The organism is Exobacillus caeni (assembly GCF_005747095.1).
Classification (GTDB): Bacteria; Bacillota; Bacilli; order Bacillales; family Guptibacillaceae; genus Exobacillus; species Exobacillus caeni.
The window spans coordinates 10,963-33,699 of the sequence record NZ_SWLG01000003.1 but is presented as its reverse complement, the minus strand read 5'-3'; the positions used below and the strand labels follow the sequence as shown (position 1 = coordinate 33,699).

Below are 22,737 nucleotides of genomic sequence, written 5' to 3'. Positions count from 1 at the left end.
CCTTTTATTTATTACTTGCCCATAAAAAGCCATTCTTGATTAACTGGTACAGATTCCTTTCTGTTAAATCGGAGGGAGTATGCCCTACCGAACAATAAAATATCTTTCCTTCTCCATACTTTTTTACCCACGCTACAGGCATTTCACCATTTTTTTGCTTCGTGGAAGCGATAACGTGATTACCCGGATCAACATGCATATAATACATTTCTGAATTAACAGTAAAAGTCCCTGCCACTCCCTTTGTTATTTCATGCTCATGATCTTTGATCGTCACTTCATAAACAACATTTTGACCTCCAGGATGTGCTACGAACTGGCCGCCTACCATATACTGGTATTCCGTTTGTTCTCGAAAAGCATCACCCATCCCCCCGTGTATTCCCGCGAGACCCGCTCCCTCTTGAACCGCTTCTAGCAATAGAGTAAGAGAATCGAAAGAAATTCTCCCCGTCGTCCAGTTAGGGATTATTAAATCCACACATTTCAACTGTTTTTCATAATCTTTCAAATCGAGGCTATTTATTGTACTAACCTGGAAATCTTGTTCTTCTAATATATTTTTAAAACATTCTGTAAATTCTTCCGGTGAATGGCCTTCCCACCCGCCAGAAATTATGAGGGCATCCTTTTTCATAATTAAAGATCCTCCTTAAAAAATGACACCTGAATGAAGGATAATATTCGCATATGGTGTTGCTTCCCCGGTTCTAATGACAGCTTTTGCATTCTTTGTTAACTCCTTGAATTGTTCATGGGCCACAAACTGGATCTCTTCATCCGAAAACGAATCAGAAATTTCATTAAGAATAGTAGTATTGAACGCTTTAATTTCTTTGGCCAGAATTACTTTTTCCACCTGGAAATCATCTAAAATTGTTTTAAAAACTTCAAGAAATGAAGGGCTGCCAACCTTTACAGATAAATCGATTTTCTTTGGCCCTTCCGGAATTGGTAAACCGCAATCACAAATTACAATCGAATCAGTGTGACCGCTCCCTGCTAAAACAGCCGCTATCTCACTATTAAGCACACCATTTTTTTTCAAGTATTCCACCCTTTCTAAAATAATATCTTTCATCTCTTTTTGTTTTACTACTATTTTCATTAAGAAAGGAGGCAGAGCTATCGTCTCCTGCCTCCTCTATAATCCGTGCTCTAGCGAAGGGTATCTAGCAGGCAAAGTAATTCAACCGCAAATTCTTCGTCAATATGTTTGCCCTTTTGTGCTCTTATATGGTTCTCCAGTGCTTTTAACGTTTTTTTATCTGGTTTCTTTTCAAGCTTATTAAGCCTGGACTCAATACTTCTTGTTAACCCTTTTGAATCTATCAGATTTGTATCATAAGCAAGGTTAACTTTATCTTTGATCTCATTTAATCCGCTAATCTTAAGTTCAATCACTTCCCATTCATTAATGTGAATATTTTCTGTCGCAGAAGATACTAGAACACGCATTTTTGATGTTTTAACCGGCTTAAAGAACACGGTGTTTAGTCCTGCTTTGATAGGTGTTTTATAAAATCTATCAATGTCCCGCCAACCATTGTCTTTCCAGTATTGAAGTTGGTAAGCTTCCGGGAGCGAAGAGTTTCCTTTTACTTTATCAAGGAAGAGATTTGATTTATAAACTATTTTCTCCTTATTAAATTCTACCTCTACCCAATCTTGGCCAGAATCTGAACGTTTTGATTCCCATCCATTACTTTCCTGGATAGAGCCATCAATTACTTCCCAAACAGCATCAGTTGGTATGGTAAATGTTTGCCATCTTTTTTCCTCGTCCACGTGGCCAACGCCATATCCTCCTGATCCAGGGTTTTCAAAGGAATAATCAATCAGCCCCTGAGAAGTATATAGTTTCAACCAGCCCATTCCAAGGAACGATTCGTCCACCCAGTTATCTCGAACAAATTTTCCAAAGTGTTCCGTTGAATCTGCACTTCTTGTAGGCCAGCGATAGTGATCCTCAAGTCCGTTTGCAGCAATAATATCCTGCGTAATAGCAATTGCGTACTGTTTACCAGGCTCCAATCCTTCAAAGTTGAATTCCGCTTTTGTTTCCTCGCCCGCATTTAGATTATCCCTGGTGACAGTAACAATTTCTAATGGATCTCCGACAGGTGTATTTTCCTCAGTGTTATAAAGCTCCAGTTTAATATCACTTAAGTTTGTTCCTTTTTCGTTTAATAAGAAACCTACTTCGTTTAATGTAATATTCTCTGAAACTGAAGATCTTGCCTTCACGACAGGAACACGTTCACCATAACGATTTGCTGCTGCATTTGTTGTATTGTATGCCTCAAAGGAATAGATTCCCGTCTGCTTCCCTTCCTCCTGATCTACTTTCACACGTATTTTTGACGTTTTCACTTTTAAAAATTCTATTCTGTTCAGGTTAGGCTGTGGTTTATTGTGCTTCCATTTTGGTTGAAACACTTTCCTCCATCCGTCTCCAGCCCAGTATTCTACTTGATAATCCTTTGGTTTCCACAGGTTATCATCTATTATAGAACCACTTGGATTATGATAAAAATAAACATCGATGCGGTTTAATTCTCTTAAACTTCCAAATTCAACTCCGTACCAATCTTCTTCATGATCGTTCTCTCCTGATAAACTATTCCACATCTCTGTATTGCTTCCGTCAAAATCATGATCTCCATTTAATGGCGCAAACATATCAGAGTTTTCGCCGTTCTCTATTGAAGATATAGGTTTAGGGAACCCTTCCTGTGAAGTATTTTTAGCAATATCTACAAACCGGTCCAGATGTGTCTGTTGCTTTTGCAATTGGATACCATCGATCCAGAATTCGGAGATACCACTTGTACTTGGTCCCTCCCCAAATTCAAGGTAATCTATAGAATCCAGGGAAGGCTCTCCAACTGTTTCTACAGTCCATTCTCCGTTACTTTCATGAAGAGGGACAATCAAGCGCTTCCATCCATATCGCTGTTCACTGATCGGGGCGTAAAGTTGATCCAAATAGGCCTGATTTGGTGTATATTCGATATAGTTATTTTCATCCTGCATTAATCGAACAACCGGTTTTCTATTGCTTTGATCCCCACCATATTCCGAATGGTATTTTATCCAGAATGATAGTTGGTCTTCCTTACTAGCATCGATCGCCAAATTCTTTGATGCAGGATATGTTAGTTGATGTGTTGTTCCTTCCCTGGCTTTTACCGTTATCGAATGATCACCCTGTATAGATTGGCTTTCATCGAGAGAAAGCTCTCCTTTGTCAGAATCCAGCTCCCATTTCGAAGCAGTTTGGTCAGAACCGATTTCCTCACCTTTTTCAACTACATAAACATTGAAGAACGCCAGGTCGGCTAGCTTACCGTTATTAACTGTTAATCCAACACGATAAAACCCGGGCCGACTGTAAGTGTGATCGACAATGGCTGACCGTTCAATCGTATCGTCACCTAAATCCCATCTGTACCCCAGTTCTGCACCTTTTGGGTCTGTACTTGAGGTTGCATCAAATGTAATAGTTTCACCAACGGTAACGGTTGTAGAAGAAAGAGTTGCTTCGGCAACCGGCGCCGTATCATCAATGGATGCTTCTCGCTGAAAAACATCCGATACATTCGAGTCAATGTGAATAGGTTCTCCTTCATTTCCGCTAATGTTATTCCCTGCTATATCCAGCCACTTCGCATTCTTGATATAAATACCATGTCCCTTGTATCCCCTTGGATCATTCTTATTATTTTCAATGGTATTTTGCTGTATCACCCAGTGATACGCCGGGTAATCCTCGTTATAACGGATCGCTACTCCCGGGCCATTGTTATCATGGATATGGTTGCCTACCAGCTTAAAGTGGCTGCTTGCACCATTAACAACAGCTATGCCCGCATTCCCAAAAGCTTCTGGAGCGTTATTAAAGTCAATCCCGTTAAATGCTGCTTCATTTTCAATTAACACGGTATCGTCAGACCCGCCCAGCCAAAAACCATAACTGGAATGGTTCGCTTTGTTCCTTACATACGTATTACCTGGAGACCAGCTTTCTACAGCATTATTGTTAGCATAAGAAGCATCGTTTTCCTCAAAATAATTACCTGTACTTACCCACCCATTCAATACACGGATGAAAATCCCGTCTCCCCCATGCGTAAAGTCATTTCGAATGAGTTTATTTTCATTTGATCCTGATTCCATTAAGAGACTGGTAGAGTCCCTTGCATGCACTTCACCAGGAGCAATTCTGATTCCATAGCTAAAGTTATTATCGACTATTTCATTATTTGAAGCGTTCCACATCTTTAAACTAACATTCGTCGTGTGAGAAAAATCATTATTCGTTACTTTATTTCCATCACTGTACTTTAAGTTCAATCCGTTCCATACGTTGTTACCTTTGTTTTGAGAGATAACACTATTTGTAATGCGCTCAAGAAATACAGCTCCGTACTCCTCACCATCACCCCATCCGTATTCAGGATCCGTAAAATTGTTGCTAAAGTTGTTATTTTCAATCCGCCAATTCGAACCATCGATTGCGTGGAGGCCGACCTTAAACCCATTGACTGTAAGGTTCTTGATATTAATACCGGAATGCCCTTCGCTTAAAAGCCCTATCCCGCTAAAACTATCCGGTCCGTTGCTTTCTTTTCCCGGTCCTAACAATATCGCTCCGTTCCCATCAATTGTGATGTTATCCTTACCGATAGTGAGACCATCACCGGAGGTAAAATCATAGAAACCTGGTTTGAAAGTGGTGTCCTCCGTTAACTCCATTCCAGGAACAGGAATAACGCCTTCAGCATCCGAAACCATTACAGATGCAGTGGCTTCTACACCATTACTTGTAGCTGTAATTTCAGCTGTTCCTTCCGCTAAAGCTGTAATCTCTCCATCACTGACAACAGCAATTTGCTCGTCGCTACTGTTCCAGTTAAATTCTGCTCCCTCTACTTCCTCACCAAACTGGTCAATCGCTGTTGCAGTTAATGTAGTCGTTTCATCGGTCTTTAAGTTCACGTATTTTTCAGACAAGTCTAGTTCACTTATTACCACTTCTCCATGATTTAAATCTGCATATACTTTAAGCCAACCGTCGCCTATACCTGACTCATCAACCCACTTACCTCCTGCAAATTTCCCAAAGTGCTCCTGTGAATTAATACTCTTTGCAGGCCATGAATAGTTGTGCATCCCTCCGTCTGCAGAAAGTGTTGCCTGCGTAAGAGCAACTGCGTATTGCTGTCCACTCTCAAGCCCCTCATATAAAAATGGAAACTTCCATTCCTGATCGAATGTTACTTCCTGCGGGGCAATGGACTCTGCTTTGAGCGGTTCCCCAACCGGCAGGTGATTGCTTGTCTTATAAAGCTCAACGACTAAATTAGACAACTGTCCTTCACCAGCTTTTTCCCTTAACAAAAGACCAAGATTCGTAATCGTTCCATTCCCGGTTGCAGTAAACGTTTGCCACCGTTTCACTTCATCTTTCGTTCCAAACGTATATCCCCAGGATGCTGGACTATCATGAGAGAGGTCAATGACCGTTTCCTCAGGTGAATCTGCAACCGCTCCAGTGAAAGGTGGACATACCAACAAGAACATAAGAAGTAACAGGATCGTTTTCTTAAGTTGTTTCAATTGCTTTCCTCCTATAAATACTAGTTTAATCAAAGTTAATTGCCGTTTAAGATAGAAAAAGCGACAAAGGTTGTTTTCATCGCTTTTTCTTAGTTGTAGGTTATTTTATATTTTCATCATAAAAATCTTGATATGCCTGGATTACTTCTTTTCCTCCTGCGTCTTCCCATGCATTAATATATTGATCCCAGAGTGAATTCACCTGCTTTTCGCTATCTGCAGTGATCATTTTCAAGAAATAGACTGCTTTAACGTTATTCTGAATCGTATTGCGTTTGTCCTGGGCAGAATCGATATATACGGCATGAAATGGGTTCGGCTCATTATAGTAACTTCCATATTCAACAGCAGTCTTCCAGTTGAATTCTTTCTTTGAATCTTCCTCACTTACAAACATATGGACATTCTTTAAGGCATCTTCAAATGTATCATGTTCTTCAACAGGAATATATCCATGTACAGTAGTTAGGAAGCCCCACCATAGTGGATATTCGTAACCGTTTGCTTTTACATCATAATCCTTTTCCCAGTTTTCTTTATTTCGGTCATAAATGCCTTGTTCTGTCAGGTTTGAGTAATGCTCTCCTTTTATACCCGCGACAAGCAGCTCACGTCCTTCTTTACTGTTTACAAATTCAATGAACTTCAAAGCTTCGTCCGGGTGTTTTGACGACTTTGGTATCCCGATCATCATCCACCATGCAGACCCCTGAAGCGGAATAAACTCATGGCCGTCCGCAACAATTGGAGGAACAAATTCTAATTTAGCATTTGGATCTACCTTCTGGATATTTGTTTCAAATTCTGAAGCCCTGGAAGTCCAAATTGCTCCTGCTTTATTTGCATATAAGTATTTTGCGTTCCCCTGGTCAACGTTTTTAAGGTTTGGAAAGTCCCTGTTCATAAGACCCTCACGATAAAGTTTATTCATAAAATCAAAGGCGTCCTTCGTATCATCCGTTGTTTCGAGTGGAACGACCTTATCATTTCGAACAACATAATCCTCAAAGAACCCACCGAAACTTCCTCCAAACCCGTGCATAACAGGATCTAATTCAGCAAAATTATCAGGTGCTGGCATTGTTACTTGTAAACCGATCGTATCATCTTTTCCATTTCCATCAGGATCTTTCTCTTTAAACGCTTTTAAAACGTTATAGAAATCATCCATTGTTTTGGGCATTTCTAAATTCAGTTTTTCGAGCCAATCCTTTCTGATAAACAGAGCTGTATCCTGTCCGTGATGAGATCCAGGAATGAAGAATCGTTCATTCTCCACTTGTAAACCTTTAAAGCTCTCAGCCTTAGTGATGGACTCCACATATGGAAAATCCTTTTCCTTCCCTTTAAGTAATTCATCGATACTGTACATCAGCCCATCCTCAGCCCACTGTTTCCATGGACTTGCCTGAAATTCAGCTTGAATAATATCGATTTCTTCCTGAGATTGCATCATCAGGTTAACCTTGTTATTGGATTGATCCCAAGGAGCAGTAACAATTTCAACGTTAACACCGAGTCTGTTTCCAATTTCCTGAAGTATCGGATCCGTTTTAGGATCCACCACATTCGCCGGTCTGTAAACTTTGAGCGTTACCTTTTCATCACTTTTCCCACTATCGGAAACTTCCTTATCAACCTTTTGCTCACCCCCTCCACCAAAGAAACAGCCTGTTAATAGCGTAAGCATAAGCACTACGGACAACATTAACCTTAACCCTTTCAAGTGCATATTCTTTCCTCCCCCATTTTTTTAGAAATGCTTTACTCTTTAACAGAGCCAAGCATAATTCCCTGAACAAAGTACTTCTGTACAAAAGGATAGAACAACATAACGGGTACTACACTGATCACAATAACCGCTGATTTAAGCATTTCCGGCACTTGTATCGCCAATCCGGTTGACATAAAGTTTTGAGAACTTATAATCATATTCCTTAAAAATAAAGAGAGTGGATAATAATCCTGATTTGAAATAAACAACATAGCCAGAAACCAATCGTTCCAATAGAACACTGCGTAAAAAAGTACAATCGTCATAACAATCGGCTTCGAAGATGGAAGGACGATCTTAAATAGGATCTGGAAGTCATTGCAGCCATCTATTTTTGCAGCTTCTTCAAGGCTTTCTGGCAATGAAGAAAAATAGTTCATCATAAGGATTAAGTTAAACGTATTTATTGCCATCGGTAAAATGAGCGCCCATACTGTATCTCTCATTTCCAGAGAGTTTACAAGTATATAGAGAGGAACGATCCCCCCATTAAAAAACATCGTGAAAATCATAAAAATAAAAAATGCTTTTCTTCCTTTTAGCTTTTGCTTGGACAAAACATAGGCTCCCATAGCCGTCAGTACAAGACTAATTAAAACGCCACCAATCGTCACAGTAAGGCTGATACCTATAGACCGGAACACCTGGTCGTTTGTAAAAGCATATTTGTAAGTTTCCAGTGAAAAGCTATTAGGCAAAAGGTGGTAAGCACTTTGATAATATCCCTCCTGGGTAGAGAACGAGATTACAAGCACATACCAAAAAGGGTAGATAGTCGCAAGTGTTAAAATTGTCAATATTGTATAGTTGATATAATCAAACACATGCATCTTTTGTTTCGGCTTCTTTCGATTCCTTTTTGGCCTTTTGTTCCTTTTCCCGGGCTTATCCGTTTCCATTTCCGGTTGTGTCTCTAATTGTTGAGGCAGACTCATTTACTCACCCCCATTAATAAATTCCCTGATTTCCCATTCGCTTCGCAGTATAATTAGCAATCACTAATAATCCAAAGCAAATAAATGATTTTATCAGTCCTGCCGCTGCAGGAATACTCAGGTTAGAAGAGTTAGTCAAGTTTCGGACGATATAAGTATCTATAATATCCGATGACTCAAAAACCGCCGGGTTGTATAAGTTATAAATTTGGTCAAAACCCATCTGAAGAATATTTCCGATCTGGAGAATGAGCATGATCGCAATAACGTTACGAATGCACGGTACTGTCACATGCAAAATCCTTTGAAACCTATTCGCCCCATCTACAATCGCTGCTTCATAAAGCGCCGGGTTGATCCCCGCTATTGCAGCAAGGTAAATGATAGTGTTCCACCCAATCTCCTTCCAAATTTCAGTGATTATAACCATTGGCCGAAAAACATCATTTTCGAGAAAAAAGTTAATCTGGGATAAACCCAATTTTTCCAGCAAAAGATTAACAATTCCTGAATCGACCGCCAACAGGGAGTTTAATATTCCTGCCAGAACGATCCAGGAAATAAAGTGCGGAAGGTATGTGACCGTCTGAATAATTTTTTTAATCTTCATATGATAGACTTCATTTAATAGCAGTGCAAAAATTACTGGAAGAGGAAATCCGAATACAATTCTGTAGAAATTAATAACGAGTGTGTTTACAAAAGCATTTCTAAAACTAGGATCATTTAGTAATATTTTCAAATTCTCCATACCAACAAACTCACTGCCAAAATATCCAGCGCTGAAGTTATAATCTTGAAAAGCTAATATTAAACCATACATTGGCACGTACATAAAAATGAGATACCAGAGAAGGACCGGAATTAACATAAAATACAAATATCTGTTTTTTTTCAGATAACTTAATTGCATCAGAACTGCCTCCTTTCTTATGGTAGCGGTTACATTAAAATGTAACCGGTTTCATAAACCTTCGACTAAATATCCGGATGCAACTGTTTTGGTAATAACATTAGTTTGGCGAGTTTATTTCTATTGCTCTTTGTTTCTCTTGAAACATCCGGATTTGAACATCTGTTGGCATAGAATTCTGCGCACCCTGTTTCGTACAGGTGATGGCTGCTGCGATCGAAGCGTATTCAAGTGACTCCTTGAGATTCTCGCCCTTTTGCTGTTGGGAAGCAAATGCACCTATAAACGTATCTCCCGCACCCGTCGTATCTACAACTTTCACTTTCACTCCTGGAATCACCAGATTTTCGCCAATATAAGAAGAGTAAATACACCCATGTTCTCCAAGTGTTAAGATGACCTCTTTTACTCCAAGGTCCAACAGCCGCTTCATGGCATAAGTGATGTCTTCCCGATTCTTAATCTGCACTCCGGTATAAAAAACTGCCTCTGTTTCATTCACGATCAATACGTCTACATCGTTAAAAGCTTTTGTAGGAATAGAGAATGCCGGCGCAGGATTATAGTAGGTTTTAATGCCATGATAGCGGGCAAAGCCTAAGATGTGTTCATTAACTTCCCATGGTATTTCATTTTGCAGCAATACTGCTGAAGGCATATTTTCCTCATTGGATAATAATAAATCAACTTCTTCTTTGTTGAGCTTCCCATTCGCCCCCTCGTAAATAATGATTGTGTTTTCCCCGCTGTTGCCTACTGTGATAAATGCAATTCCGGAGCTTTCCATTTCCTTTTTTACAACAAAATCTGTCGGAATGTTATACTTCAACAAGTTAGACGTTAAGTTTTCTTGAAAATGATCATTCCCGACTGCACCCATTAACATTACCTTTGAGCCAGTCTGTGCGGCAGATACAGCCTGGTTAGCACCCTTACCTCCTGGTGTATATGTAACCTGTTCTCCTTTAATCGTCTCCCCGAGAAATGGATGTCTGCTAACGAATGTCATGATATCCATGTTAATACTGCCTACTACTAATAAATAATCATCATTCATACCCTTCCTCCTTTTAAAAACACTTCAATCTAAAGTCTTTGTATTTTGTACGGCTTGCTCCGTCATTTCCAAACCCTATCATTCCTGAAAGGTATGGTCTTTCTTCATCTTGAATTTCAACTATTTTTTTCCCTTCCAGAAAAACGCTTATTTGATGCTTAGATACGATAACCTTCAGATTCACGTATTCTTCAGGTTGCCATTGATACGGAATACTTTTCAATGTATATAGTGCATGATTTTGTTTTTTATAAATAACAAGATGATCCCTTGAAAAACCTGCCTTATAAGACTTCATCGCACCTTGAACTCTAAACAAAATATGATGGTCATACCCATTAACGGGCATAAAATTAACTTCGAACTCGTAATCCTTCCAGTAGACATCTCCTGTATATATCTCGGCAGATTCATTATAAAATGATCCGGCAAGATGGCCATCCTCCAGTTCCCAACTCCCCCTTAAATACGTAAACTGACTGATCTCCTTTTGGGTAGCACTCCAATTCTCCACCACAGCTTTATCGAACGATAAATAGTAATCGGGTTTTCCCTCGATCGTAACTGTATCAACATAAAAATAAAAATTTGAAATTGGCGATTGTGCTAAATTGCATTGAACCCCTATTTCCTCAATACATACAGAGTCTAAAAATGGTATGGTATAAATTATTTCAACCCATTCTCCTTCTTTTATGCTATAAGCATTACTATGATAGTTAGATTGACTATAATAATCTTTAATATATATGGAAACTGTTCCTTCAATGCCTTGAAAGTCAGGAAAAAAAACATGGAACTTTAACGTTTGCCCACCCACTATTAAAGGAGAAAAGCCAGGTTCATACCGGTTATCATCAAATTCTTCAGGACTATAATACGTCTTATAAAAGCATTGGTATTCAGTGGATCTACCGGTATCTGTATAAATTACTTTCAAGGCCCTTTTTCCACTCAAAACAATCTCATCCGTGTTTACCAATTTCACTTTTCCGTTGTTGTTATCTCTCCCGCGGAACCCATGAAGAGAACCAGGCAATTCAAAATCAAACACTCTTTTAGAAAAATCAAGCTTTTGTGGACATCTTGTACTTTCTCCTCTCATCAACCGGTTTCCCAGATATGCTGTTGTATTTGTTAATGAAGGAACATCCACTATATTTTCAGAGCCAACAACACTTGAGCATACAACAATATCCCTGATCGGTGTTTTCCACTTCTCATCAATCATTTCCGGGCCAGTGAAAACGCCAAGAATCATTCCGATGTTCCCTGCGTTACAGTCTGTGTCCCAACCACACATATTTCCGATGTTAATACCTTTTGAAAATTCTCCATTGCTGTATAACAAAGAAAGAACTACGATGGCGGCATTCGGTATAACATGGCAGTTCCCTGGATAATGGTCATAGCCAAAATTTCGCTGTACTAACTGAAAGCAGGAGCGCCAGTCGTCTTTATTTAATGAATGAAATTCCATCAGTTCCCTGATCATAGTCGCATACTGGCTTTTAGATGGAATCACAGATAGCGCTTCTCCGATTATCTCTTGTACACTCTCTGCTTCAAAAGCTGCTGCTACACATGCAGCTATAAATTTCCCTCCATAGACTGCCTCCCCGTCATGGGTAACAGATGACATCATTCCTGCCAATTGAGCAGCTTTGGAAGGATGGCCTGGACATACAAGCCCCCAGACATCGCTGAAGATCTGTCCGCCGATCTGCTGTGAAACTACCTTGCCATTAAGATTGGATGAACCTGATAAAGGTGCATCTATTCGTGATTTTAAATTAAGGTATGCTGTATGTTCAGAGGATACTCCGTAGCCTCCCCACCAAAAGAAACCATGGCCATCTGGCACATAATTTAATAAATGATACCCCATCTCTCGTGGTGTCAATGAACCGGAAGGGTAATCGATCAATGATTTCAGAAAGAAAATTGGGCCGTTCAAGTCATCATCTGCAGCAAAATTTTCTACACATTTTAAGTAAGTTTTAATATCACCGAACTCATCCTGTATTTGTTCATATGACCATCCTTCAATCGGAGCACCATGCCGGACTCCGATTATCTTTCCAAGCCACCCTCCATACACTTTATGAAGATATCTTTCTGCAATCACCTATCCATCAGTCCTATGGATGTGGTTAGTTCACTTACTTTTTCAGGTTTGCCGGTTTTAATAGATTCCCGTATAGCTTCCAGTGTGGCGATTGTCTTGAAGCCATCTTCCGCATCCGGCATTGTCTTTTCTCCTTTAGTGATACATCGGGAAAAATACTCCATATAGTTTACAAACTCACCCGCATGATGATTAATGCCCTCAAACTGAAAATAGTGGTAAGAATCCTCAAAATAAGATTCGATCCTTTCATTCTCCCCTTTCAGCTTGACGATCGATTCAAGCTGTGGATACTTAGATATAAATGTACCATCTGTACCATAAACCCCTACCTCAATCCATGGCCTTGTCTGATGGGGATGTTCGAGCCCATACATACCAAGAACTCTGCCTATTTTTCCATTCTTAAACTTCAAGCTGATAACGAAAGTATCCTCTCCCTGAAAATTTGCTTCCTCCCCGATCAATGATCTATTGGCATAAGCGAATACCTCTTCCACATCTCCCATATACCATCTAACAAGATCAACTGGATGAGAGCATCCTCCAAACAATAAATCAAAGCCGCCTTCACGTGCCCAGGGCCTATTGCCATAAAACCATCTCATGTCATGGACATAGTGGGCTTCTACGTAACTTAATTCTCCTAGCTTTCCTTCCTCAAAAGCCTTTCTTTGATATTGCATTGATCCAAAAAATCGTGAACTTTGACCGACCATCAACTGAAGATCTGGAAACATTCTTGTCAGATCTACCACTTCTTTTGCTTCTCTCAATGAGTTTACTAATGGCTTTGTGCAAAGTACGTGCTTACCGCCTTCAAGAGATTTCCTAATATGTTCTATATGCAACTGGTCTGGTGTATAAATCGCTATTATATCTACTTTAGACTCTGCGAGCAGTGTATCAAGGTTCGTGAACACCTCCGGAATATGGAATTGCTTTTGTACTCTTTCTACTGAATTTTTATCAATATCACAGATGGCTTGAACAGTCAGCTCCGGATGCCCGTCCAAACCCTTTATCAATCCCTTCCCTTCCCCAAGGCCAACAACAGCTATTCGATAAGAACTACCTATTGGGGTATGACGCCCATGCCCTTCCATTTAGTAACCCTCCTGTTCAATCAAATCAAGCACTGTTCTTTTTTTATACTTTCTTGGAAGCCTTTCTCTAACAGGGGGCATCTCAGGAAAAGGTTTATGCGGCTCCAGCTGATACCAGTAAGCAGTGCTTGAATAATCCCCCGTTAACTTATTTGCATGTCCATGCTCTATTGTGACTTTAATGGATTTTCCAAAATGAATTGGATCCTCGATGTGAAAGCGGTACATAGAGTTTTTGCCTCTCCATGGGTTTTCTTCATCACCAGAATTCAAGTGAATCCCATAGTAAGGTGTGCAAAATTCATCTCTGGGGCAAAAGGCGGTGTTAAAATAATCTTCTGTACCAGTTCCATGAATAGAAGGGGTTTCCTCGCCGTCAATGAAAATCATATCGTCCCCTTCTCCATACCAATTGTTTTTTTCCTGGGTATAACAATCGATATTCAAATTACATCCGATGTAATGGCCTCTTCCTTCCGCTTCTAAAATCAGATAGTTACCGTCACCACTTTTATTAGGCTTTTTCCACAAGACTTCCATTAAGTGCTTTTGCCCTCCACTAGTTGCTCCAAGCGGTTCTTTCAAAGGCATGTCGGCCCCCCAGGAATCTGTGGGGTTTTCCCTTCGCCATTGGGCATGAAAACGGCCGATATCTTTTTCAAGGGAATTGTACTCTTCAAAATCTATATAATAGTAGAAATTTAACTGGGATTCACACTCATTCACAACTTCTATCCTTGCCCCATCCTGATAGGGCATGGAAAAGAAGCAGTTAAACCCCCTCCCCCCATCAGGGGACATTGACAACGGAAGGGACCAAAAATCTTTTGAAATTCCATGTCCCATTCCGAAAAAATCCCCGATCGGAACCTCAACACTCGGATTGCTCTCATTATCCCAATACATTCTGATTAGTACCTTCCGCAAATAAAGATCTTCCCCAGATGGCGGAAACATCGTACACCAGATATGACGGATACTTCCTGCTCCTTTCATTTCTGCGATAACTTTTGTCTCATTGGCTGCAAATTCTATCCAGTCATAATTTCCGCCAGTACGGTCGTAACTTGAAAACCTTTTTCTTTTGCAATTTCTTATTCTTGCCAGGTCTGCAAGACTACTATATCCCATCACCATTGATTTCCCTCCTCCCTATTTATGCAAATTTTTTAGTATTAACGACTCAAGCCAGTAACTTCCGGCTGGATTGAGATCTATACCGTCCGGCTCAGCACCCAGTCCTCCTTCAAACCTCAGGGTCGTTGCGATCAGTAATCCTTTTCCGATTTCTTTCTGAGCCATGTAATGACTTAATTCAAACGTTCTTGCATCCAATCTGCCCATAATCGGTTTGAATCCTTCCATTCCATGAAAATCGAAGGCAGTGTCAGTAGCTATGCCATAAAACGCCAGGCCAGTATGCTGCTCATGTGGAAACAAATTCATCAAAGGATGTGAATAAAACAGCTGGATAGACTCTCTCCAGAACGGCACTTTGTTAATTGGAAATTCTCCTTCGCCCCGCTGTATATAAACTACTTTTCCTCCCTCTTCCATAAATCGATAATGGTCAGGCCGCAGCATAGTAGTCACAATAACGCTTTTATGATCTGAAATCTCCTTAACATGGTGTTCATAAGAAAGAGACGGATGACGTTTTAATAGTCCATTTAATAGATGAAGCGGATCATCAATCAACGTTCTGTCAAAGTCTTTTGGTTGTAAAATATTCGGGAACACCCAGAATGACCATCTGTTTTTTATTGTTTTTCCTTCCCATTCCAATTCAGCTTGAAAAATCAGTTTCATCGGCTTTGTAACTTCTGGAGCAAAAAACTCAGCCACGCCGAGCTCTTTCGCTTCCCCGTCTCCGAAGCTTCGAATCTCTACACTGCCATTTGCGATCTGTAAGCCGTTTTCCTGAACACAATTCCATTGAAGACAGGTATTAATAATTGGTTCATCACCATAGTGAGACAGAAAGATATGTGGACGTATTTCTTCGCCAGAAAAATAGTTAAAATGATCCCAGTTTATCAGGCGGTCACCTCCGTTAACCCAGTTCCGGCGATTATCCCAGGTTAATGTTAAAATCGTTTCTTCATTAAAACTCTGGAAACAATCGGGTTCGTGATTCGGCATACCAAAATCATCAAATATAGAACTTGTTGCGATTGGGTTTCCTTTTATCGAAGTAAGAACATAACCTGTGATTTGTTGGTAGCTGCGAACCAGCTCCAACACTGCTTTCCGATAAGCAAAGGCACTTCTGATCGAGTTTTCAGCCAGATCTTTGTTCGTAAACGGAAGGTTGAGATTTGACATCTTTTCTTCCTGGCGATACCAGTGCCATCTAGTCTCCTTTGAGCCCGGATTTTCCTGTAAATCATCTTTGAGCCACCAGGGCAATTCTCCATTAAAATGTTCTCTGATTCCGTCTAAGTTTCGATATGTATCATAGTCACAAAATTCTCCGAACAACCATGGCTTTTTTTCACGCCAGCTTCCCGCAAACTGGTTTATTAAATCTCGATAAAAATGTATATCATTATAAAAATGGTAATCGTAAAAATCTGCATGTTCTTTTAATAAACCGCCGTAACATTCCCCTGAACCGCTGTTATCCCTAATAACAGCATTATCAGTCAACTTTTTGGCCTTATTAAATATCGTTTCCAGGAATGATGCATTCACCTGATGATTTAGTTCACATCCAAGGGTCCACATGATGATAGAAGGGTGGTTGCGGATTTCTGAGATGATTCTCTCGTATTGGTAAAATACTCGCTTCTCAAACTCATCATTTACTTCAGGAAGCCACATCGGCAATTCTTGCCAGATCAGGATTCCCATTTCGTCAGCAATTTGAAGGTATTCTTTCGTTGGAATATAGAGGCAATGTTTCACTAAGTTGAAACCACTTTCTTTTACATGCTGCAGTTCATTTCTAATCTCTTCTTCTGTAGGGGTAGGAGCAATATGGTCACCGTACCAGCCCCAATGCAACACTCCCCTTAAATAAATCGATTTGCCGTTCAAATAGATTTGATCTCCCAAAATAGTAACTTCTCGCATCCCAAAAGTTTCTTCTGTGATGTTTACCGTTTTGTCATCTACAAGAATTTCCACTTTTAATTTATATAATTCTGGTGATTCCATGTCCCACAAGGCCAGTGGACCATTCATTGGGACTGCTGTATTGTAAGTACATGTGGTACTGGAAAATGGCAACGTTTCCTCTTTATTTCCAGCGATATTTCCATTAGGATCGAATACTGTTAAACGAATAATTGAATCGTGTTCTTTTGCTGTAACAGTCTCCACTTTATATTCAGTTATAATTTGCTTTTCTTTGATTCTTGGCTTTATAAAAATATCGTTTATTTTTATTTCAGGGGTTTTTTTAAGGGCGACAGGTTTCCATATCCCTCCAAACACTACTCCTACATCCGGGAAAAAACCAGCAAGGCATTCACGCACAGGATATTTTTCACCCTGCTTGTAAACTTTCAACACTACTTCATTTTCGGATTCGGGGACTATGTAATCGGTTACATTTATTTCAAATCCATTCCATCCTCCTTCATGTGTTCCTGCTTCCTTTCCATTAACCCATATTTCACAGAAATAATTAACACCCTCAAAAGATAGCGAAGCAGGAGAATTGTTCCAGGAGTGAGGTACGAGAAAACGTTTTTTGTACCATACAGGACCTTCAGCCAATTTATTCGACTCTATTTGTTCCCAGCACCCCGGAACGTTTAATGGCTGCCATTTAGTCATTTGGTTCAGTTGGGAAATTTCTTTCACTTCATTATTGAAATCAATCAACACTTCCCACCTTCCAGTAAGATCGATGTAGTTTTCTCGCTTCACCGTTTGTGGTGTAATAGTGTTCATACCTTTCACCTCTCCATTTTATTATGTTGCAAGCGGTAACTTTTTTCCTTTCTCAGTGGACCCTCTTATTATCAATTTCACGTCCAGCTCTTGAATTTTCGTTTCTGTTATTTCCCCTTTCAGCTTTTTTATCAACGTCAATGCAGCTGCTGCACCCATTTCATAGATAGGCTGCTGAATTGTAGTTATCTCTGGCTGAGTTAATTCAGTCAAAGAAATACCATCGAATCCACATAAAGCAATATCATCCGGAACATTTTTCCCAAGTTTAATGAGTTGCTTTAGTGCCCCGAGAGCCATAAGATCGTTACCAGCAAATATTCCGTCTATGTCCGTGTTGTTGGCTACCAACTTTGTCACGGCTTGCTTTCCTCCTTCTATGTCAAAATTGGCATGTTCAATCAGGGAAGGAGTATACCATGAGTATTGAGAAACTATCCCTTCATAACCTAACCTGCGTTCCCTTGCTGTTACAAATTTTTCAGGGCCGGCAATGTGGGCAATTTTCTTACAACCTATCGCTAGAAGATGTTCAACTGCCATGATTGCCCCATTCCGGTTGTTGGAACGTACAACACTGTAATTTTGTTCATTAAATGGACGATCAAGCAATACTACTGGGATGTTTGCCATTCTTAACGGTTCTAATTCTTCCTCATTGACGTTATTTGAAATAATAATCAACCCATCGATGCTTTTCTTTCTCAAGATTTCTAAATAAGATTTTTCCTTATAGGCCAGATCGTCAGAATTACACAAAAACACGTTAAAATCATATTGTTGAGCAACATCTTCCACCCCTCTTGCCAATCCAGGAAAAAAAGGATTTGAAATATCCGGTATCATCAAAGCGATTGTATTCATTTTCTTTCCTGCGAGCCCTCTTGCTAATGAACTCGGCTCATAATGCAACTCTTGCATCGCAACAATTACTTTTTGCTCTGTTTCTTTATTTACATATTCATTTTTATTTATCACTCTGGAAACCGTTGCCACTGATACTCCTGCTGCCTTTGCTACATCTCTAATAGTTGCCACTTTGACTCAACCCCTCATGTGTAACCGGTTACAGAAAACGTCAAAAAATATAAAAATTCCGGCCATCATTTTTTTTATTATAAAAGCTATTCACAATATTTGCAATAATTTTCTGAAATTTTAAAAATTAATTCGGGCTTTCAGAAGGAAAATTTTTACTTCGAATAATCAAAATTAGTCCTAAAGACACTATTTTCTATAGAAATACGAACTATTTTTACAAAATTCTAAATTTTTGTTGAACTTTAGCGTTTTACCATCTATAATGTTGGCAAGTAACCGGTTACATTTTTTGTCTTTTGGTGTAACCGGTTACATAATGGAATCTAATTAAAATTTAGAGGTGATGAAATGGATACCACACAAAAACTGGCAGCCACTCCCTTTTCTTCTCTTCCTCTCGGCTCAGTTAAACCAACTGGATGGTTAAAAGATCAGCTTGTTATCCAGGCTGAGGGACTTACCGGGAATCTAGATGAAATTTGGGAAGACGTTGGGCCGAATAGCGGTTGGCTGGGTGGAGATGGGGAAAACTGGGAAAGAGGACCCTATTACCTGGATGGGTTATTACCACTTTCCTATTTATTAGAAGATGAAAAACTACAGAATAAAGCAAAGGATTGGATGGAGCAACTATTCAAAAGCCAAAAAGAAAATGGACAATTTGGTCCGGAGACAAATGATGATTGGTGGCCGCGGATGGTCATGCTCAAGGTGATCATCATGTATTACGAAGCATCTAATGACCAGCGTGTCATACCTTTCATGAAGAAATATTTTAAATATCAGCATACCAGGATCGACGAACAACCGTTAAAGGAATGGGCAGCTGCTCGTGGAGCTGAAAACCTTTTAGCTATTTATTGGCTATACGAACACCATTGTTCCGAAGAATGGTTGTTGGACCTTGCAAATAAAATCTACGAACAGACCATTAACTGGACAGAAATCTTCCAAGACTTCCCATACAAAAATAGAGTCACCTCTTTTGCCCATCGTACACATGTTGTTAATGTCGCCATGGGTCTAAAGCTACCGGCTGTCTTTTATCTTCAATCAAATAATAACTTACATAAAGAATCTTCCAAAACAGGAATCACCAGTTTAATGAAGTACCACGGACAGGCACAGGGCATGTTTTCAGGAGATGAGTGGCTGGCAGAAACCTCCCCTACTCAAGGAACAGAACTTTGCGCTGTAGTGGAATATATGTACTCTCTCCAACAACTAATTCGTATAACAGGAGATAGTGAATGGGGAGACAGACTTGAAAAAATTGCTTACAACGCTTTGCCGGCTACATTAAAATCCGACCATTGCGGTCATCAATACGATCAGCAGGTTAACCAGGTTCTTGTTTCAAAAGCGAAGAGAAACTGGACAATAAATGGAGATGATTCAAACCTTTACGGATTTGGACCAAACTTTGAATGCTGTCTTGCCAACCTTCATCAGGGGTGGCCTAAGTTTACAGCTAACCTGTGGATGGGTACCAGCGACGGTGGCGTTGCTGCAGTATACTATGGCCCCAGCAAACTTAAGACAGTACTTCCTAACGGTATTCCCTTAGTCATTGACGAAACAACAAATTATCCATTTTCTGATCTGATATCCTTTACCATCCAGCCCGAAAAGAACATAGAATTCCCATTAAAGCTGAGGATTCCTTCATGGTGTGAAAAACCAGTACTTACAGTTAACGGCGAACTTATTCCCATCGAAGAAAAAGAAGGATATGCAGTAATCAGTCGTCTATGGTCAAACGGTGATGTGGTTGAATGGCGGCTTCCAGGTGGATTAGAAGTACACGAAAGACCAAGTAAGGGTGTTTCCATTCAAAAAGGGCCGTTATTATTCGCTCTCAAAATGGAAGAAGAATGGAAAAAATTAAACGGCAAAGATCGATATGCTAACTGGGAAGTTTATCCTAAATCCAATTGGAACTACGGCATTTTACTGAATGAGCAAAACATGATCTCCGATTACTCAATTCAACATTTCGATTTGAATAAACAGCCATTTGAACCTGGTAACGCTCCTTTACAAATTACGATTAAAGGCGTCAGGTTGCCTGATTGGAAAATGGAGAACAATTCTGCCGGACCATTACCTGAGAAAGCGGAATCATCAGAACCAGAAGAGGAGATCCAATTGATCCCTTATGGATGTACCAACCTTAGGATCGGTGAGTTTCCTGTTGTTTGGAAAAGTGGCAGAAGAAATTCTTCAAAAAAGAATCTCGTTATCCCCACTGAAGGAATGGTTATTACAGAAGACACTACTTTTTTTCCAGGAGAATACCATTTTAAAAGCGGAAAAGGAATTGTTATCGCAGACGACAATATTAAGATCGATGGAAACGGTGCAACGATTAAGGGTCTCGGGATAGAAGGAAAAAAATATAGCTATCAGGGAATCGGAATATTTTCCAACGGATATTCAAATGTCACTCTTACTAATGTAAATATCAAGGGATTTCAGCTAGGCAGCAAATTTATGTTCGGAGAATCGATCAAGATTACGGACAATGACTTTTCCGGTAACTTTACTGATCCTGAACATGGCTGGGGAGATGGAGAGCCAAACGGCGCATTAATGCTTGAACACATCAACAAAAGTACAATTGCACGAAACAAAGGTAACGACGTTTGGAATGGTTTAAATCTCCATTATTCCAATGAAAATATTATCGAAAACAATGAGTTTGCACACTGTACGAATGTTTGTTTGAAGTTGTGGGGTTCCTGCAAAAATACCATCACAAACAATATCATGAATTATGGTATCCGGATTGCTCCAGGCGAAGTTCACGCTCGTGATTCAACTTCTGTGCTTATCGAAACAGGTTCAAATGAAAACCGATTTTATCGAAATGATTTCACGCATGGCGGGGATGGTGTTTTTATCCGCTCTTTAAACGGCTTTATATCAAGTGGAAACTATTTTGAGGAGAATGACGCCTCCTACTCTCATAATAACGCATGGGAAGTTTGGGATGCCGGCAATATTTTTATCCGGAATAAAGGCAACCATTCTAGCTATGGCTTTTGGCTTGGCGGCTCCGATCAAACCGTCTTTATCGGAAATGAAGCAGCTTATAACGGAAAAGAGAAATGCAACGCTCCGGAAGCATTTGGAAACGCTGGAATCGCTGTAGTTAACGGAAGCAGCAGCCATTTTGTCATGAAGGATAATAACATCCACCATAATAAAAGCTGTGGTGTCGCTATCCGCTTTAAGGAAGGTTATGAATCCTATCACTGGATCATCCAGGGAAACCGAATTAAAAATAATGAGACGTATGGAATATATTTGAAGCATGCAAAGTGGATCGATATGAGCGGCAATGACCTTACCGGGAACAAGTTGGGAGAAATGCAAATCAATGAGAATGTAACAAATTTATTCAGGAGAGAATCACCAATTAACGCTCCTGAGCCAGAGATAAACGCGGAGATGTCACCTGCTCTCATTAAATCTAACCAGCCTGTTACTTTTGAATGCTTTCCAGATGGATCTGAACTTTCCTATCACTGGGACTTTGGTGATGGTACTACTTCCCGTTCACAGAAAGTAAGACATTATTTTAAAAATCCCGGATTTTATCGTGCAGGAGTTACCGTAAATAACGGACAAAAAGCTGACTTAGACTGGATCGATGTCCATGTACTGGATGAAGGAGAGGAATTAGCTACAAATCAACTGGATCACTGGACAGTATATAGTGCAGAATCTAATAGATTTGCCAGAATTTCTGGAGATAATATTCATAAAGTAACCAAAGATTTTGCCATCAAGTTTCAATCTGATTCGAAACTAGCACGTTATGTTTACCAACCACCAAGTCAACATTTCAACACTCTTTCTGGATACTCTACCCTCTCATTTTGGATAAAGTTCCAGCATGAGGTTCGTGATGGTTTTTCATCTCATCAGAATCCTATCATCAGGCTAAGACAAGATGGAAACAAATTTTTTGAATACCGTCCATTAGCATTTGAGTTAAACTGGACAACGTTATATTCCGAATCACGAAACGGTTGGACATTTATTGAAATTCCTTTATCGGGTAGCAATGAATGGCTTCTTCATAAAAAAGGCTTAGCAGAACTCAACAGCCTCCAGTCAATAGAAATTATCATCACATCCATTGGTGGAGACTATTGCTTCTGGGTTGACCACTTAATTCTTAAGTAATCTTTTAATAATAGCGTTGCTTGAGAAAGGAGGTAGTTCTCCTCTTATAAACTTGCTTTACTGGGAG

13 protein-coding genes are annotated in these 22,737 nt (G+C 39.8%); 1 reads left to right on the top strand and 12 read right to left on the bottom strand.

Features of this window, described 5'->3' with window-relative positions:
• Window positions 1–4: 4 nt before the first annotated feature.
• From FCL54_RS04420 to FCL54_RS04365, 12 genes are all read right to left on the bottom strand, one after another.
• Window positions 5–637 carry a ThuA domain-containing protein gene (locus FCL54_RS04420; protein WP_138123630.1) on the bottom strand — a complete coding sequence of 211 codons (633 nt, stop codon included), beginning with the start codon at window positions 635–637 and terminating at the stop codon, window positions 5–7.
• A gap of 15 nt (window positions 638–652) precedes the next feature.
• Window positions 653–1,048, bottom strand: coding sequence for a D-ribose pyranase (gene rbsD / locus FCL54_RS04415; protein WP_138123979.1), 396 nt, complete (start codon window positions 1,046–1,048; stop codon window positions 653–655).
• Window positions 1,049–1,158: 110 nt separating this feature from the next.
• On the bottom strand, window positions 1,159–5,622 hold the full coding sequence (locus tag FCL54_RS04410) for a right-handed parallel beta-helix repeat-containing protein (RefSeq protein ID WP_138123628.1): 4,464 nt from the start codon (window positions 5,620–5,622) through the stop codon (window positions 1,159–1,161).
• A gap of 100 nt (window positions 5,623–5,722) precedes the next feature.
• Window positions 5,723–7,354: an extracellular solute-binding protein gene (locus tag FCL54_RS04405; RefSeq protein ID WP_138123626.1), complete on the bottom strand. Its 1,632-nt coding sequence runs from the start codon at window positions 7,352–7,354 to the stop codon at window positions 5,723–5,725.
• A gap of 32 nt (window positions 7,355–7,386) precedes the next feature.
• Window positions 7,387–8,331, bottom strand: a complete 945-nt coding sequence (locus FCL54_RS04400; protein WP_138123624.1) for a carbohydrate ABC transporter permease — start codon at window positions 8,329–8,331, stop codon at window positions 7,387–7,389.
• 13 nt (window positions 8,332–8,344) lie between these two features.
• Window positions 8,345–9,244: an ABC transporter permease gene (locus tag FCL54_RS04395; protein ID WP_138123622.1), complete on the bottom strand. Its 900-nt coding sequence runs from the start codon at window positions 9,242–9,244 to the stop codon at window positions 8,345–8,347.
• A gap of 100 nt (window positions 9,245–9,344) precedes the next feature.
• The gene (gene rbsK / locus FCL54_RS04390) at window positions 9,345–10,301 is read right to left on the bottom strand and encodes a ribokinase (RefSeq protein WP_138123620.1); all 957 of its coding nucleotides are present in this window, start codon (window positions 10,299–10,301) and stop codon (window positions 9,345–9,347) included.
• A 13-nt stretch (window positions 10,302–10,314) separates the two neighbouring features.
• Entirely contained in the window at window positions 10,315–12,429 is a 2,115-nt protein-coding gene (locus tag FCL54_RS04385) for an ADP-ribosylglycohydrolase family protein (protein ID WP_138123618.1), read from the bottom strand.
• A complete protein-coding gene (locus FCL54_RS04380) occupies window positions 12,426–13,535 on the bottom strand; it encodes a Gfo/Idh/MocA family protein (RefSeq protein WP_138123616.1) in 1,110 nt (369 codons plus the stop codon). The genes FCL54_RS04385 and FCL54_RS04380 overlap by 4 nt, the downstream gene beginning before the upstream one ends.
• Complete coding sequence (locus FCL54_RS04375; protein WP_138123614.1) at window positions 13,536–14,672, bottom strand: glycoside hydrolase family 172 protein; 1,137 nt, start codon at window positions 14,670–14,672, stop codon at window positions 13,536–13,538.
• 15 nt (window positions 14,673–14,687) lie between these two features.
• Window positions 14,688–17,435, bottom strand: a complete 2,748-nt coding sequence (locus tag FCL54_RS04370; RefSeq protein ID WP_138123612.1) for a glycoside hydrolase family 2 protein — start codon at window positions 17,433–17,435, stop codon at window positions 14,688–14,690.
• 21 nt (window positions 17,436–17,456) lie between these two features.
• Window positions 17,457–18,473, bottom strand: coding sequence for a LacI family DNA-binding transcriptional regulator (locus FCL54_RS04365; RefSeq protein ID WP_138123610.1), 1,017 nt, complete (start codon window positions 18,471–18,473; stop codon window positions 17,457–17,459).
• Window positions 18,474–18,824: 351 nt separating this feature from the next.
• Here FCL54_RS04365 and FCL54_RS04360 point away from each other — a divergent pair, with 351 nt between their 5' ends.
• On the top strand, window positions 18,825–22,670 hold the full coding sequence (locus FCL54_RS04360) for a right-handed parallel beta-helix repeat-containing protein (protein ID WP_138123608.1): 3,846 nt from the start codon (window positions 18,825–18,827) through the stop codon (window positions 22,668–22,670).
• Window positions 22,671–22,737: the final 67 nt, after the last annotated feature.

Excerpts from the sequence above, each read along its gene's own strand:
- FCL54_RS04420 (WP_138123630.1), bottom strand. The coding sequence starts at position 637 with ATGAAAAAGGATGCCCTCATAATTTCTGGCGGGTGGGAAGGCCATTCA.
- FCL54_RS04405 (WP_138123626.1), bottom strand. The coding sequence starts at position 7,354 with ATGCACTTGAAAGGGTTAAGGTTAATGTTGTCCGTAGTGCTTATGCTT.
- FCL54_RS04400 (WP_138123624.1), bottom strand. The coding sequence starts at position 8,331 with ATGAGTCTGCCTCAACAATTAGAGACACAACCGGAAATGGAAACGGAT.
- FCL54_RS04395 (WP_138123622.1), bottom strand. The coding sequence starts at position 9,244 with ATGCAATTAAGTTATCTGAAAAAAAACAGATATTTGTATTTTATGTTA.
- rbsK (WP_138123620.1), bottom strand. The coding sequence starts at position 10,301 with ATGAATGATGATTATTTATTAGTAGTAGGCAGTATTAACATGGATATC.
- FCL54_RS04380 (WP_138123616.1), bottom strand. The coding sequence starts at position 13,535 with ATGGAAGGGCATGGGCGTCATACCCCAATAGGTAGTTCTTATCGAATA.
- FCL54_RS04375 (WP_138123614.1), bottom strand. The coding sequence starts at position 14,672 with ATGGTGATGGGATATAGTAGTCTTGCAGACCTGGCAAGAATAAGAAAT.
- FCL54_RS04370 (WP_138123612.1), bottom strand. The coding sequence starts at position 17,435 with ATGAACACTATTACACCACAAACGGTGAAGCGAGAAAACTACATCGAT.
- FCL54_RS04360 (WP_138123608.1), top strand. The coding sequence starts at position 18,825 with ATGGATACCACACAAAAACTGGCAGCCACTCCCTTTTCTTCTCTTCCT.